This window comes from Novosphingobium sp. NFX11, assembly GCF_057376415.1.
This window is the reverse complement of record NZ_CP080384.1, coordinates 1,065,838-1,080,221: the sequence shown is the minus strand read 5'-3', so window position 1 is coordinate 1,080,221 and position 14,384 is coordinate 1,065,838. Positions and strand designations below refer to the sequence as shown.

Here is a 14,384-nt window from a genome sequence, read left to right as displayed (position 1 = left end):
CATTACGAAACTTAACGGTGAGCAACGCCGCCATTCACCATTGCGACAGCGCTGATCCGGTACACCCTGTTCAACGATGAGCCGCGCTTCGCCGTCCGGCACTTCGGTTTGGAGACCGGAACAATGGCAACGAAAAACAGAAAAGCAGGTGTACTGATCGCCGTCGCCACCATGGCGATTGCGATCACGGGGATGTCCAGCCCCGGCTTCGCGCAGGACCAGGGCCGTGAGCGCGGCAACAATGCCCGTGCCGAGCGTCCGCAGTCCCGGCCGCAACCTCAGCCCCAGCAGCAGCGACTCAACGGCCGCAGCGAGATCGGCCCGCAGCTTCGCCAGATGCGCGAGCAGCAGCGCCAGCCTCAGGCACGCCCCGCCCAGCAGCAGGGGCGTGGAGACGACCGCCCCAACTGGCAAGGTTCGCGCCCCTCGTCCGGCCAGCAGCAGGGCCGCCCGTCGTGGCAGGGCAACAACCAGCGCCCTGACAACGATCGCGGCGCCGGTCAGGCGGTCCGCCGGGACGACAACCGCGACCGCGACAACGCGTGGCGGAATGGTAATGGCCGACCCGGTGATGGCAGGCCCGGCAATGGGCAGGCAGGTAACGACCGCCGCCCGGACAACGATCGCAACCCTTCGTGGCGCGCGGACAACGACCGTCGCGGCGACAACGACCGCTGGCGTGACAACGACCGCCGGAACAACAACGATCGTTGGCGCAACAACAACAACGGCTGGCGCGACAACGGCCGCGGCGATCGCTACCAGTCCTGGAATCGCAACGACTGGCGCCGCGACAACCGCTACGACTGGCAGCGCTATCGCGACCGCAATCGCAACACCTATCGCATCGGCCGCTATTACGCGCCGTACAACGGCTACTCCTACCGCCGCCTGAGCATCGGCTTCTCGCTGGGCTCGATGTTCTACGGCAACCGCTACTGGATCAACGATCCTTGGGCTTACCGCCTGCCACCGGTCTACGGCCCCTACCGCTGGGTCCGTTACTACGACGACGTGATGCTGGTCGATATCTATAGCGGCGAAGTGGTAGACGTGATCTACGATTTCTTCTGGTAAGCTGCCAGACAAGAGATACGGAAAACTCCCGGAGGTAAAACTCCGGGATTTTTCTTATCACCCCTGGAAATCCGGCAATCCGATACTTCACGAGGGCAATTGAACTATCTGCGGATACGGATAGTCTAGCTGCCATGACGGAGCCCGCACATCCCGACCGCAAGGCTCTCGCCCGCATGGGCGCGGTGGTACGCGAACGACTGGCCGGAGAACCCGCGGCGCGCCGTTTTCCGGAGGATCGCGCGGAAATCTACGCCATCGACGGTTTCCTGACCCCGCCTACCTGTGCGCGCCTGATGACGCTGATCGATGCCGTCGCCTGCCCTTCCAGCCTTGTCGAAGAAGGCCTCTGGCCCGGCTACCGCACCAGCTACTCGGGCGACCTTGACGAAGCCGACGAATGCGTGCGCAATCTCGATGCGCGCCTTTCCGCCATGACCGGTATTGCGCCCACATGTGCAGAAGCCGCGCAAGGGCAACGCTACCTTTGCGGCCAGTACTTCAACGAACATTGCGACTGGTTCGACACCGCTGCCGGGTACTGGCGAACCGAGCGACGCTGCGGAGGGCAGCGCAGCTGGACCGCCATGATCTATCTCAACAGCGTCGATGAAGGCGGCATGACCGACTTCACCCGGGTCGCGCTCAGCATCCCGCCTTGCGCCGGCACGATGCTGCTATGGAACAATGCCCTGCCCGATGGCACGCCGAATCCCTGGACCATGCATGCGGCGCGCCCGGTGGTACGCGGGGTGAAGTATGTCGTAACCAAGTGGTTCCGCACGCGGACCTGGCAGTGACGCCTTGACATTTATCGCCAAATAGGTTATATGGCCCGGCATCCGATCCGGCGATGATCACGCTGGAGAGGTGTATCGGGTCGGCGTCGTGGGCCGGGATGCGGTTTCAAGCCGTAGCTACGCAAACCACGCGTCCGTTCGAAGACCCGGACTGTCCCTGAGCTACCGGAAAAGCCGTCCATACGTTCCTGCGACACACGGCAGGACTTGGGATGACCATCCCGGATAGCCATCGGCCGATAACGATGCGAACCCTAACGACGGCCACATGGGACTTTCCGATGGAATACAGGTCGAGCCGGGCTGCCCGCTGCTACCCGGCCGTTCGCCCGAGCTTGCGGAACACAAAACCCTGCGTCCCAGCTTGGACGCTCCCGACGCCGACCCGATGTTCACTCTCGGATGCGTTGATTTCCCCGGCGTAACGGCCCGCACTCGCCAGCGGGTGTTTTTGCATGTCCGGTGCACACCCTGGTACGCGCAAACCAAAACCCGTCATTCCAGCGAAGGCGGGAACCCATCTCCAGTGATCTCGTGTTGCACAAGCATCAGTTGGGTCCCCGCCTTCGCGGGGATGACGGCTCTTATGTATTTCAGGTTTCCGCGCCTGCCCGGCGCTCAAGATTCTCGAACAGCTGATCCATCCGCTTGTGCAGGCGGATGATCTCCAGCTGCGTGCGCAGGTTCACCTCGTAGTCGTGCCGCGCGGCGATGCGGTCCTTGTCGGAGGCGCGGTTCTGGCTCATCATGATCACCGGCGCCTGGATCGCCGCCAGCATCGAGAGCATCAGGTTCAGGAAGATATAGGGGTAGGCATCGAAGGGGTGCAGCCCGAAGTCCTCGAGGATGCGGCTGTTCACCAGCATCCATCCCAGCAGCACCACGCCGAAGGCGATGATGAAGCCCCAAGAACCGCCGATCGCCGCGACGCGGTCGGCCAGCCGGTCGCCGAAGCCGGCATGCAGCGATGCCTCTTCCTGCGCGTCCGGTCCCATGACCTGGCCCGAGGCGATGCGCTGCAATACGCGCCGTTCCTCAGCGTCCACGTCGGTCAGCTTGCGCCCGAGCAGTTCCTCGCAGAGTTGCTCGGGCGTGAGGTCGGTCCGGTGCATCGCGTCTCCGTCAGGTCAGGCCGAAAGAGCCTCGGCGATCAGCAGCCGCGTTTCGGGAATGCCGTAAAGCGCGATGAAGCTCCCCATGCGCGGCCCCTGCGGCGAACCGAGCAGCGTTTCGTAGAGCGCCTTGAACCAGTCGCGCAGGTTTTCGAAACCGTAAGCCTCGTTCTTGCCGATCTCGTAGACGATGTTCTGCAGGTCTTCAGCCGAAGCCTCGCCCAGCGCCGCAAGCTGCGAGTCGAGGTCCTTCAGTGCGGCGGCCTCATTGGCCGTGGGCGCCCGGCGCTGAAGCGTCGGCGCGATGAAGTCGCGGTTGGTGGCGAGCGCGGCGCGAACCATTTCGGCAAGGTCCGGGTGTGCCTCGGGGCTGGCATCGGCCACGTAGTTGCCGAGGTAGGACCACACCTGCTCCGCGGTCGCTTCCGCGCCGAGCACGCCGACGAGGTTGAGCAGCAGCGAGAAGGTCACCGGCACCGCATCGCCCGCGCCGCCCTTGTCGCCATTGGCGCGCAGCAGGTGCCAGGTCGGGTTGCCCAGCTGCTTGTCGAGCGCTTGGCCCGCGAGGTTGCCGCGGAACTGCCAGTATTCGTCGACCGCCTTGGGGATCACGCCGGCGTGGAGCTGCTTGGCGCTCTTGGGCTCGCGGAACAGGTAGAAACCGAGCGACTCCTCGGTCCCATAGGTCAGCCACTGGTCGATGGTCAGGCCGTTGCCCTTGGACTTTGAGATCTTCTCGCCGTTCTCGTCGAGGAACAGTTCGTAGATCAGCCCCTCGGGCTTACGCCCGCCGAGAACCTGCACGATCTTGCCCGACTGGGTGACCGAGTCGGTCAGATCCTTGCCGCACATCTCGTAATCGACGCCCAGCGCAAACCAGCGCATCGCCCAGTCGACCTTCCACTGCAGCTTGGCCTTACCGCCAAACGCCGACTGCTCGACGACCGAGCCGTCCTCGTCGGTGAAGCGGATCATGCCGGTCGCCGCGTCGACAACCTCGACCGGCACCTGCAGCACCACGCCCGTCGTGGGCGAGACCGGCAGCACCGGCGAATAGGTCCGCCGGCGCTCCTCGCGCAGCGTGGGCAGCATGACGTCGAGGATCGCCTGGTTGCACTCCAGCACCCGCGCCAGCGCGGCGTCGAACGCGCCCGAATTGTAGCGGTCGCTGGCCGAGACGAACTCGTAATCGAAGCCGAAGCGGTCGAGGAATTCGCGCAGCATCGCGTTGTTGTGATGCGCGAAGCTCTCGTGCGTGCCGAACGGATCGGGGATGCGGCTGAGCGGCTTGCCGAGGTTGGCGGCGAGCACGTCGGCGTTGGGAATGTTGTCGGGCACCTTGCGCAGCCCGTCCATATCGTCCGAGAACGCCACGAGCCGCGTCGGCGCGCCGCCGGTCAGCGCCTCGTAAGCGCGGCGGACCAGCGTGGTGCGCAGCACTTCCTGGAACGTGCCGATATGCGGCAGGCCCGAGGGACCATAGCCGGTCTCGAACAGCACCGGTGCGCCGTCCGGTTTGCCCTGCGGAAACCGCTTGAGCAGCTTCTGGGCCTCCTGGAAGGGCCAGGCCTTGGACACACGTGCGGCTTCGATCAGGGCATTTTCGGTCATGGCCCGCGCTCTAAGGCGAAATGCGCGATTTTCGCAAGGCTGGAGTCTATAGTTCACGTACCCCAGCCTCAAAACCCACCGTCATCCCAGCGAAGACTGGGACCGCTGGCCGCGTAAAGCCCAACCCTCGGCCGGGCGCCCTGACGATAGTTGGCAATAACAGGCTAACGGTCCCAGCCTTCGCTGGGATGACGGCATATGAGGAGGAGCGTTCAGCCCCTCCTTGCACGCTCAGTCCCGCCATGCCCAGTCGTAGACCAGCGCGTCCTCGCGGAACGCGAACCGGTCGATGTGGCGGGCGACCACGTCGGTCAGCCCCTGCACCGCGTCGCGGTCCTCGCCGGTGATGGTGATGGCGATGCCTTCCGCATCGGCGTCCATCACGGTGACGGCATTGGGGAACGTCACCGTTCCCTTATCGCCGTCCACTGCGGTTTCCAGCTTGTGACTCCAGTGCTTGCAGAGCTGGCGGACGTACTTGCCGCCATTCGGTGTCTTCACGGTTGCGGCGATGGTGCTCACTTCTCGATCCTTTCGATCTTGCGGGTGGCCTCGTCGATGACATCCGCGATCTGCAGGATGAAGTCACGGTCGGCCCCTTCGGTCGAGAGCCGGTCGAACACCGCCGTCTTGAGCGCGTGAAAGGCCCGGCGCACCGGCGCCGGATCGACCCGGTCGCGCTGGGCGGCAAGCGCCCCGAGGCGGCCCTTGAGTTCGGCGAACTTCTCCGCATCGGCCCCAGCCTTGGCGCGGCCTTCGGCGGTGGCCTCGAAAGCCTTGCGGGCGCTGTCGCCGGAGACGGGGGCGATCAGGCCGGTCTCTTCCATGTAGATCAGCGCGGGGTAGACCACGCCCGGGCTCGGCGCATAGTCGCCGCCCGAAAGCGCCTCGATCTCGCGGATCAGTTCATAGCCGTGGCGCGGCGCCTCGACGATCAGGGCGAGCAGCAGGGTCTGCAGTTCGGCCTGGTCGAACAACCGCTTGCGACGACCGCCGCCGCGCGGACCGTCAGGACCACCGCGTCCGCCGCGACCTTCAAAGCCGCCACCGAAGCCGCCGGGAAAGCCCTTCCCGAACCCGCCACCAAGCGGTCCACGGGCCAGCCCGTGCAGGCCGTGCCTGCCGCCGTGGCGGCCAAGCATCGCGCGCAAGTCTTCGGCGCCTTCGGACATCGCAGAGATCATGTCCTCGCGCCCGAAGCGGCGTTCTCCACCGTGACGGCCGCGTCCGCGGCCATGGTTGCAATCTGAGTTGCTCATCATTCTTTCCATATGCTTCATGATGGCCTTAAGATATATCTTGAGTGAAATCCAACAAGAGGGAAATTTGTATCGAGCCGTAATTTTTTCCGTGGAGCGCGAGAGCCCGGCGTTTCCAATTCCGCCCCCGTGCCTAATGAGAGGCCATGGCCGCCCTGCCCCTCCCTGCCCTCCACGCCAGTCATGGCGGCTGCTGGCTGCGCGAGAAGGATCTGACCGGCCTCGGCACCCGCCCTCTTTCCAAGGGCGAGGCGGTGATGGCCGCCGCTGACACGCCGCTGCTGATCCTCAACGCGCCCCTGCTGGCCACGCGGCTGGGCTATCCGGACCTCTCGGGGCTGGACCTGCTGGAACTCTACGCCTTCGTCCATCCGGCGCGCTTCGTGGTGCCGACGCCCAAGGGCCTTGCCCATGCCCTCGGCCTCGCCGAGCCGGAGGGCGATTCCGATGTGCCGCGCCTGCTGCAGGAAGCGGCCGGCGCCCTGCTCGACATGTGCGAGAACGGCGCCTGGTCGGAACGCGAGGGCGCGTGGACGTCGTTGCAATCGCTGGTGAGGATGCGCTGGCCCTGGGCCACGCTGCTGACGGGGCGCATCCGCAAGCCCGAGCGTGCCGAGCGCTGGCTGTTCACCCGCCTGCCCGAATGGGAGGAAACCCCCGAAGTCCCCCAGCCTCGGCAGGTCGTGCTGGAGGACGAGGAAGTCCTGCAGCGCCTCGCCAGCCTCACCGGCAGCACCGCCGAGCAGCGCCCCGGCCAGCGCGCCTATGCGGTGGAGACCGCCCACGCCTTCGCCCCACGCGAACGGTCGGGCCGTCCGCATGTGCTGCTGGCGCAGGCGGGCACCGGCATCGGCAAGACACTGGGCTATCTCGCCCCCACCTCGCTGTGGACCGAGAAGGCAGGCGGCACCGTCTGGGTCTCCACCTATACCAAGGCGCTGCAGCGCCAGCTCCGCGCCGAAAGCCGCCGCGCCTGGCCCGAGCGCCGCGCCGACGGCACCCGCCCGGTCGTGGTGCGCAAGGGGCGCGAGAACTACTTGTGCCTCCTCAACCTCGAAGATGCGCTGCAGGGCGGCTTCAACGGCCGCGCGGCGATCCTCGCGCAACTGGTGGCGCGCTGGGCGGCGTACTCGCAGGACGGCGACATGATCGGCGGCGACCTGCCCGGCTGGCTCGGCACCCTGTTCCGCCAGCGCGGCATCGCGGCGCTGACCGACCGACGCGGCGAATGCGTCTACGCCGGGTGCCCGCATTACCGGAAGTGCTTCATCGAGCGTGCGACCCGCGCCAGTGTCGGCGCCGATCTCGTGATCGGCAATCACGCCCTCGTCATGGTCAATGCCGCGCGCGGACGTGACCCCGCTTCACGCCCGACTCGCGTGGTATTCGACGAAGGCCATCATGTCTTCGACGCCGCCGATTCCACCTTCGCCGCAGCGCTCACCGGCGCCGAGGCGATCGAACTGCGCCGCTGGGTGATAGGTCCGGAGAAAGCCTCCAAGGGCCGCCGCCGTGGCCTCTCAGCCCGCCTTGCCGACGTCGCTAGCTACGACGAGGCTGGCGCCAAGGCCATCGCCGCTGCGCGCGAGGCCGCAGAGGCACTTCCCGGCGACGGCTGGATGGGCCGCATCGCCGAGAACGCCGCCTCCGGCCCGCTGGAGGAACTGCTCGCGGCGGTGCGCGCCACCGTCTACGCCCGCGACGAAAGCGGCGGGCAGGAAGCGGGCTATGGCCTCGAAACCGAAGCGGCCAGCCTCGAAGGCTCGTTCGTCGAGATCGCGCAAGGCGCCCGCGCGGCGCTGGCGGAACTGCGCCAACCGCTGATCCGCCTCGGCATGCGTCTCGAAGCGCTGCTGGAGGAGCCGCCCGACTGGCTCGACGGACCGGGACGCGCCCGCATCGAAGGCGCGCGCCATTCGCTGACATGGCGCGTCGATACCCTCGGCGCCTGGGAATCGCTGCTCGACCGCATGGGCGGCCCGGCCGATCCCGAATACGTCGACTGGCTCGCCGTCGATCGATCGGAAGCGCGCGAATTCGACATCGGCATCCACCGCCGCTGGCTCGATCCGATGAAGCCCTTCGCGCAAATCGTGCTCGAACCGGCACACGGCGTCGTCATGACTTCGGCCACGCTGCGCGACGGCGAGGACTGGGCCAAGGCCATCGCCCGCTCCGGCGCGCCGAACATCGAGGTGATGCCGCGCCTGTCGATCCACCAGAGCCCGTTCGACTACGCGACACAGGCCGAAGTGCTGATCGTCACCGATGTGCCCAAGGGCGACATTCCCGCCCTCTCCGCCGCGTTCGGCCGCATGATCGAAGCCTCGCGCGGCGGCGTGCTCGGCCTGTTCACGGCGATCCGGCGACTGCGTGCGGTCTATGGCCGCATCGCCGACCGGCTCGCGCGCGGCGGCTTGCCGCTCTACGCGCAGCACGTCGATCCGATCGACACCGGCACGCTGGTCGATATCTTCCGCGACGATCCCGCCGCCTCACTGCTGGGCACCGATGCCTTGCGCGACGGGGTGGACGTGCAGGGCGACTCCCTGCGCCTCGTGGTCATGGAGCAAGTGCCCTGGCCGCGCCCGACGATCCTGCACCGCGCCCGGCGCCTGGCGGGCGGGGGCAGCGCCTACGACGACACACTGATCCGCGCCAAGCTGGCGCAGGCTTTCGGCCGCCTCATCCGCAGCCGCGAGGACCGGGGGCACTTCGTCGTGCTCTCGCCCGCGTTCCCCTCGCGCCTGCTCTCCGCCTTCCCGGCGGGGACGCCGATCCGGCGCGTTACGCTGGAGGAGGCTTTACAGCGCGTGGCCGGTCATGCTCAAGGAGCCGCAGCGGACCGGGCGGAAGACTCGCAGTCGCTATCCTGATCCGCTGTTGTAGAGTTCGCCCCATGAAAATCCTCGGCATCTTCCGTCACGCCAAATCGGACTGGACCGACGCCCGGCTGCGCGACTTCGACCGTCCGCTCAACAAGCGCGGCCGCGTCGGTGCGGGTGTCATGGGCAAGCACATCCTCGAACACGGCGTGGGCTGGCGCTACATCCTCGCCTCGCCCGCCGTGCGCGTGACGCAGACGATCGAACTGGCCGGGGAAGCGGCAGGCGAGACGCCGCCGGTCACCTGGGACCGGCGCATCTACCTCGCCAGTTCGGCGGCGCTGATCGACGTGCTGAAGGATCAGGAAACGGACCCGCGCTCGATCCTGCTGGTCGGGCATAATCCGGGACTTGAGGATCTGATCTTCGACCTCGTGCCGGATGACGGATCCAGCCCCCTGCGTGACGTGGTGGAGGACAAGTTCCCGACCGCAGCCTATGCGGTGGTGGAACTCGACATCGAGCGCTGGTCGCAGCTTCGCGAAGGCTGCGGGCGGCTGACGCATCTGGTGCGGCCGCGCGACCTCGATCCTTCGCTCGGGCCGAGCCTGACGGAATAACCCTCCGTCATCGCATAACCCTTTCGTCATTGCGAGCGAAGCGAAGCAACCCAGGTCAGCATTAGGCCGCCCTGGGTTGCTTCGCTTCGCTCGCAATGACGAATGGGGAGCGAAAACGCTCCCTCGAGATCACCCCTGCACTGTCTCCGTAATCCCCGCGAGGTGCAGCTTGTGCGCCAGATACCGCTCGGCATCGAGCGCGGCCATGCAGCCCACGCCCGCAGCGGTGATCGCCTGACGATAGACATGGTCCGACACGTCGCCCGCCGCGAAGACGCCGGGGATGGCGGTCTTGGGGGTGCCCGGCTCGACGATCAGGTAGCCGGTGTCGTCCATCGCCAGCTTGCCCTTGAACAACTCGGTCGCGGGCGCGTGGCCGATCGCGACGAAGGCGCCGTCGGCCAGAAGTTCGCTCTGCTCGCCGGTCTCGGTGTCGATCAACGCGAGGGCGCGCAGGGCGCCGTTCTCGCCCGCGAGGAAGCGGTCGACCTTCTTGTTCCAGACCGTCGTGATCTTGGGATGCGCGAAGAGGCGGTCCTGCAGGATCTTCTCCGAACGCAGCGAGATCGCGGCGGTGGACCAGCACCACCTCGGTCGCATGATTGGTGAGGTAGAGCGCTTCCTCGACCGCGGTGTTGCCGCCGCCGATCACGACCACCTTCTTGCCGCGGTAGAAGAACCCGTCGCAGGTCGCGCAGGCCGAGACGCCCTTGCCCGACAGCTCCTGCTCGCCGGGGACGCCCAGCCACTTGGCCTGCGCGCCGGTGGCGATGACGAGGGTGTCGCCCTCGTAGATGTCACCGCCGTCACCGGTGGCGACGAAAGTGTCGCCGGTCAGATCGACGTTGGTGATCGTGTCCCACATCATGCGGGTGCCGACGTGGACCGCCTGCGCCTCCATCTCCTGCATCAGCCAGGGGCCCTGGATGACCTCGCGGAAGCCGGGGTAGTTCTCGACGTCGGTGGTGATTGTCAGCTGGCCGCCGGGCTGCAGGCCCTGCACGACGATTGGCTCCATGCCCGCGCGCGCGCCGTAGATGGCGGCGGAAAGTCCGGCCGGGCCGGAACCGATGATGAGCATGCGGGTCTTGTGCGTGGTCGCCATTTCGTAACTCTCGCGTGAAATCCTTGGCCCGCGAGATAGGGCCTTGCGCCTCGCTCGCCAAGCGCTGCGGCGGAAAAGCATTACTTTCATCCCCGCAAATTCGCCCTTGGATTGACCTGCGCGGCGCGCGTCCCCATCCAACGAGGATGAAGAACCAGCTCGGCCCCACCTCGAACCGTTTCGTCTCGCAGCGCCTGCGCCTGCACTATGTCGATTGGGGCAATTCCGATGCCCCGCCGCTGATCCTGCAGCATGGCGGGCGCGACCACTGCCGCAGCTGGGACTGGGTGGCCGAGGAACTGCGCCGCGACTGGCACGTCATCTGTCCGGACCTGCGCGGCCACGGCGACAGCGAGTGGAGCCCGGAGGGGCACTACGGCATGGACGCCTTCGTCTACGACTTCGCGCAGCTGGTCCACACGCTGGGGCACGAGCAGGTGACGATCGTGGCGCACTCGCTGGGCGGCAACATCGCGACACGCTTCACCGGGCTCTATCCGGAGAAGGTGACGAAGTTCGTCAACATCGAGGGTCTCGGCCCGCCCCCGGGCCTGCGCCGCCAGCAGGAGGAGGAAGGCGCCGGCGACCGGCTGCGCAAGTGGATCGAGGACAAGCGCAAGGCCTCGGGCCGCACGGTGCGCAAGTACGCCTCCCTGCGCGACGCCTACCAGCGCATGAAGGAGGAGAACGGCTTCCTGACGGACGAACAGGCCCGCCACCTCACCATCCACGGCGCCACCCGCAACGAGGACGGGACGTGGAGCTGGAAGTTCGACAATTACCTGAACGTCTGGACCGCCTCGGACCTGCCGACCGATCATGTCACCGCGCTGTGGCAGGCGATCACCTGCCCCACGCTGATGCTGTGGGGCAAGGACAGCTTCGCCAGCAGTCCGGCGGGCGACGGGCGCATGGACTATTTCCCCAGCGCGCGGCTGATCGAGTACGAGAACGCCGGACACTGGCTGCACCACGACCAGTTCGACCGGTTCATGGGCGACGTGAAGGCATTCCTCGACTGAACCGGAGCCGTCGGCTTCAATTTTCCCCAGCACCTCCCGCAGGCGGTCGCGTTTGGTTGGCGTAAGGGTAAGTGCCTCTTCAAGATAGGCTTCGAGGCTGCCGCAACGGTCTTCTATCGCCGTCCAGGCCGCGTGCAGATACTCCGCATCCGCACCCATCAGGACGCGTAGGACGGCATCGTCGAGTTGACCGGTGATGGCCCTGATCGTCTCCGCTCCGGAAGCGATCCGTGCCTCGACATCGCCAGCGCTGTTGGTCAGCAAGTAGTCCGCCATGATATCGTCGCGATGCACGCCAAGTGCAGCATGGAGCATGGCGACCGCGATCCCGGTACGATCCTTGCCTGCCATGCAGTTGACGAGACTCGGGCCCCTTGCGCGAGCCAGTTCGTCGAACCATTGGCGGATCATGACCTGCAATTCCGGTCGGAAGCAGATACCCTCATAATTGCGCTTCAGGCTGTCATGCGTCGATTGTACGGTCCGCTGACGGGTCGTCCGGGCGGCCGCCAGATGCGGGGCATGCCGCAATACAGGGTCGACCGCGACTACGATTCTGGCGGCAAAGCCGGCCGGTCGGCGGCATGGGTGTACCGTGCGCTCCTTCGAGGTCCGCAGATCGAACACACTCGCCAGTTCCAGAGCCGAGATGCGTTCCAGATCCGCATCACTGGCGCCATAATGCTGGCCAGAGCGCCAGATCGTCCTGCACCTGATCCGTCCACCCGACTGCAGGGGGTAGCCGCCCGCATCGCGGAAATTATGAACGCCCTCAAAGCGCATGACACGGTCGCTAACGTTCACGCTATCTCACGTACTGCCGATACCATATTCCAGACGTATCTTGCAGAAGAGATTCGGAACAGAGGACCTGTACGCAAGGGTAGCGGATGATCGCCGAAGTGATGCGACAGAAAGGCACACCATGCCTCGGTACGCTACGAAATCAGGCGAGCAGGAAGTATCCGAGTGCCGCCCAGCAGGCCATGCAAAGCAGGATCGCGATCGTCAAACCGCGCCCGTCATGCTCTTCACCGCGGTCCATGCGCTGTGCGGCATAGACCATCCCCGCAGACAGTCGTGCAGGAAAATCCCGACCACCATCATGGATACGCTCGAAACGGATGATATTCTCGTCAGCGACCTTCATAACGCATCCTCAATTGCCGAGGCGGCTCTCAGACGGCTTCCGCGCGTCCTGCTCGCCCAGATCAATCCCGAAAGGGTGCGCCTTTTGACGTCACTCCCATTTGCTTCCTGAGACAACTCTTACCAGAATCCGCCGCTTTGTTCCAGAATATCCCGAATGCATCACATCATTTTAATCCCCAATGCGGCAGCGATATTATACTCATTCAGAAGGTAATTTTCGTGCCGATTGGTGAAATATCGGCACCATCAAGGCAGTGGGCATTATTGCGGTGCAAAACGCGCCCAAGCCTAGGAAATGGGGACTAACTGCAATCGTTGCGCAAGGTAGGTTCGCCGTTTTCGCCGCAAGGCAACACCAATCGACAGTTAGTGCAGCGACGCATTCAGAGATGCGTAAACCGTTCGAACCGATGAAGGAACGGAAGCACATTTTACGACCGACCGTTATCGATTGCGGGCAGCATGATTCGGAAAAGACCGTCTGCGCCGACTCGTTCAGCTTACCGCCACCTTGCTGGCGACGCACCTTGGATCTAGGTAACGGGCATGACCGTACCACCCCGCCTGAAGATCAAGATCCAGATCCACTCCGGCGAGGAGATCGCGATGGGACCCGGAAAGGCCGACCTCCTCGATGCCATCCGGGAGCATGGTTCCATCTCTGCCGCCGGTCGTGCGATGGGCATGAGCTACCGCCGGGCTTGGCTGCTGGTTGACGTGATGAACCGCTGTTGGGATGCACCGCTGGTGCAGACCGCGCCCGGCCGCGCCGCGACGAGCGGCGCTCGCGTCACTGAATTCGGGAATTCCGTCTTGGCCCATTACCGCGCTTTGCAAGAGGGCATCGCACAAGTCGCTCATGGTCCTGATTATGACGCACTCGCTGCCCGGCTGTTGCCCAAACCACGAGCCTCGCAAAAGGCTTAAGGGACTGGCAGGTTTCCGCAGACCACAGCTTGCATTCGACTTCATGCGATATACTGTCGGATACAATATATTCTCCTGGAGATTTCTAGTGCGCAAACTCGTCGCGCTGCTGCTCGCGGCGCTAACGGTTCTGTACGGAGCCGCCGCCCCCTGAGCGCCGCTCCCGGAGCCCAGCCACCGCTGGTGCTCGCCGCAGCGAGCTTGCAGGAATCGATGAATGCTGCTGCCGACGCCTGGGCCCGCAAGGGGCATCCCCGCCCGCGCATTTCCTTCGCGGCATCCTCCGCACTCGCCCGGCAGATCGCCTCGGGCGCCCCCGCAGATATATTCGTTTCTGCCGACGAACCCTGGATGGACGACGTGCAGGGCAAAGGTTTGGTGCGCAAGGGCACGCGCGTGTCGTTTCTGCGCAACGAACTCGTCCTAGTCGCCCCGCGCGCGAGCAACGTCCGCCTGAAGCTCGGGCGCGGCATGCCTTTGGCGCGGGCGCTGGGCAAGGGCCGACTGGCGATCGCTGATCCGGCCGCGGTTCCTGCAGGTATCTACGGCAAGCAGGCGCTCACCCGGCTCGGCGTATGGGCCTCGGTGCAGGATCGGCTGGCACCCGGCGACAGTGTAAGGGCTGCACTCGCGCTGGTAAGCCGGGGCGCGGCGCCGCTTGGCATCGTCTACGCGACCGACGCCCGCGCCGACCAGGGCGTGCGCGTGGTCGGCACCTTCCCCCTCGAGCCACGATCCGATCAGCTACCCTGTCGCCACTCTCTCCTCTTCACGCAATCCGGAGGGTGAGGCGTTCTGGCGCTATCTGGTTTCCACCGAGGGCAAGGCGGTGTTCCGCCGCTTCGGCTTCGGGACCAAGTAAGCCGCCGCGTGA

Annotated in this window: 11 protein-coding genes and 3 pseudogenes; 7 read left to right on the top strand and 7 right to left on the bottom strand. The window is 65.6% G+C overall.

From position 1 onward, the window contains the following. Positions 1-123: 123 nt before the first annotated feature. Positions 124-1,077: an RcnB family protein gene (locus tag KZO24_RS05500; RefSeq protein ID WP_271183196.1), complete on the top strand. Its 954-nt coding sequence runs from the start codon at positions 124-126 to the stop codon at positions 1,075-1,077. A 134-nt stretch (positions 1,078-1,211) separates the two neighbouring features. After that, positions 1,212-1,877, top strand: a complete 666-nt coding sequence (locus KZO24_RS05495; protein WP_271183195.1) for a 2OG-Fe(II) oxygenase — start codon at positions 1,212-1,214, stop codon at positions 1,875-1,877. Positions 1,878-2,470: 593 nt separating this feature from the next. Here KZO24_RS05495 and KZO24_RS05490 read toward each other — a convergent pair. The 4 genes from KZO24_RS05490 to KZO24_RS05475 all read right to left on the bottom strand — a co-directional run bounded on the left by KZO24_RS05490 (position 2,471) and on the right by KZO24_RS05475 (position 5,784). Next, complete coding sequence (locus KZO24_RS05490; protein WP_271183194.1) at positions 2,471-2,989, bottom strand: DUF1003 domain-containing protein; 519 nt, start codon at positions 2,987-2,989, stop codon at positions 2,471-2,473. 15 nt (positions 2,990-3,004) lie between these two features. Next, positions 3,005-4,600, bottom strand: coding sequence for a lysine--tRNA ligase (locus KZO24_RS05485; protein WP_271183193.1), 1,596 nt, complete (start codon positions 4,598-4,600; stop codon positions 3,005-3,007). Between the two features lie 231 nt (positions 4,601-4,831). Then, entirely contained in the window at positions 4,832-5,122 is a 291-nt protein-coding gene (locus KZO24_RS05480; RefSeq protein ID WP_008832215.1) for a DUF2218 domain-containing protein, read from the bottom strand. Then, positions 5,119-5,784 (bottom strand): PadR family transcriptional regulator, encoded by a 666-nt coding sequence (locus tag KZO24_RS05475; protein ID WP_008832214.1) that lies wholly within the window; start codon positions 5,782-5,784, stop codon positions 5,119-5,121. The genes KZO24_RS05480 and KZO24_RS05475 overlap by 4 nt, the downstream gene beginning before the upstream one ends. A 221-nt stretch (positions 5,785-6,005) precedes the next feature. Here KZO24_RS05475 and KZO24_RS05470 point away from each other — a divergent pair, with 221 nt between their 5' ends. Both KZO24_RS05470 and KZO24_RS05465 read left to right on the top strand, forming a co-directional pair. Then, positions 6,006-8,735, top strand: a complete 2,730-nt coding sequence (locus KZO24_RS05470) for an ATP-dependent DNA helicase (RefSeq protein ID WP_271183191.1) — start codon at positions 6,006-6,008, stop codon at positions 8,733-8,735. A gap of 23 nt (positions 8,736-8,758) precedes the next feature. After that, positions 8,759-9,304 (top strand): SixA phosphatase family protein, encoded by a 546-nt coding sequence (locus KZO24_RS05465; RefSeq protein WP_271183190.1) that lies wholly within the window; start codon positions 8,759-8,761, stop codon positions 9,302-9,304. 129 nt (positions 9,305-9,433) lie between these two features. On the opposite strand, the pseudogene trxB reads toward KZO24_RS05465, so the two are convergent. Continuing rightward, positions 9,434-10,409, bottom strand: a pseudogene (trxB, locus tag KZO24_RS05460) (thioredoxin-disulfide reductase). Between the two features lie 146 nt (positions 10,410-10,555). Between trxB and KZO24_RS05455 the strand changes: the two are divergent. Beyond that, entirely contained in the window at positions 10,556-11,431 is an 876-nt protein-coding gene (locus tag KZO24_RS05455; protein ID WP_271183189.1) for an alpha/beta fold hydrolase, read from the top strand. An 87-nt stretch (positions 11,432-11,518) separates the two neighbouring features. Here KZO24_RS05455 and KZO24_RS05450 read toward each other — a convergent pair. Together KZO24_RS05450 and KZO24_RS05445 are read right to left on the bottom strand one after the other, a co-directional pair. Beyond that, positions 11,519-12,214: pseudogene (locus KZO24_RS05450) on the bottom strand (tyrosine-protein phosphatase); the annotation flags it as partial. A 163-nt stretch (positions 12,215-12,377) separates the two neighbouring features. Next, positions 12,378-12,581 carry a hypothetical protein gene (locus KZO24_RS05445; RefSeq protein WP_271183187.1) on the bottom strand — a complete coding sequence of 68 codons (204 nt, stop codon included), beginning with the start codon at positions 12,579-12,581 and terminating at the stop codon, positions 12,378-12,380. 548 nt (positions 12,582-13,129) lie between these two features. Between KZO24_RS05445 and KZO24_RS05440 the strand changes: the two genes are divergently transcribed. Together KZO24_RS05440 and modA are read left to right on the top strand one after the other, a co-directional pair. After that, positions 13,130-13,510: a winged helix-turn-helix domain-containing protein gene (locus KZO24_RS05440; RefSeq protein ID WP_271180982.1), complete on the top strand. Its 381-nt coding sequence runs from the start codon at positions 13,130-13,132 to the stop codon at positions 13,508-13,510. 150 nt (positions 13,511-13,660) lie between these two features. Further along, positions 13,661-14,372, top strand: a pseudogene (modA, locus tag KZO24_RS05435) (molybdate ABC transporter substrate-binding protein). Positions 14,373-14,384: the final 12 nt, after the last annotated feature.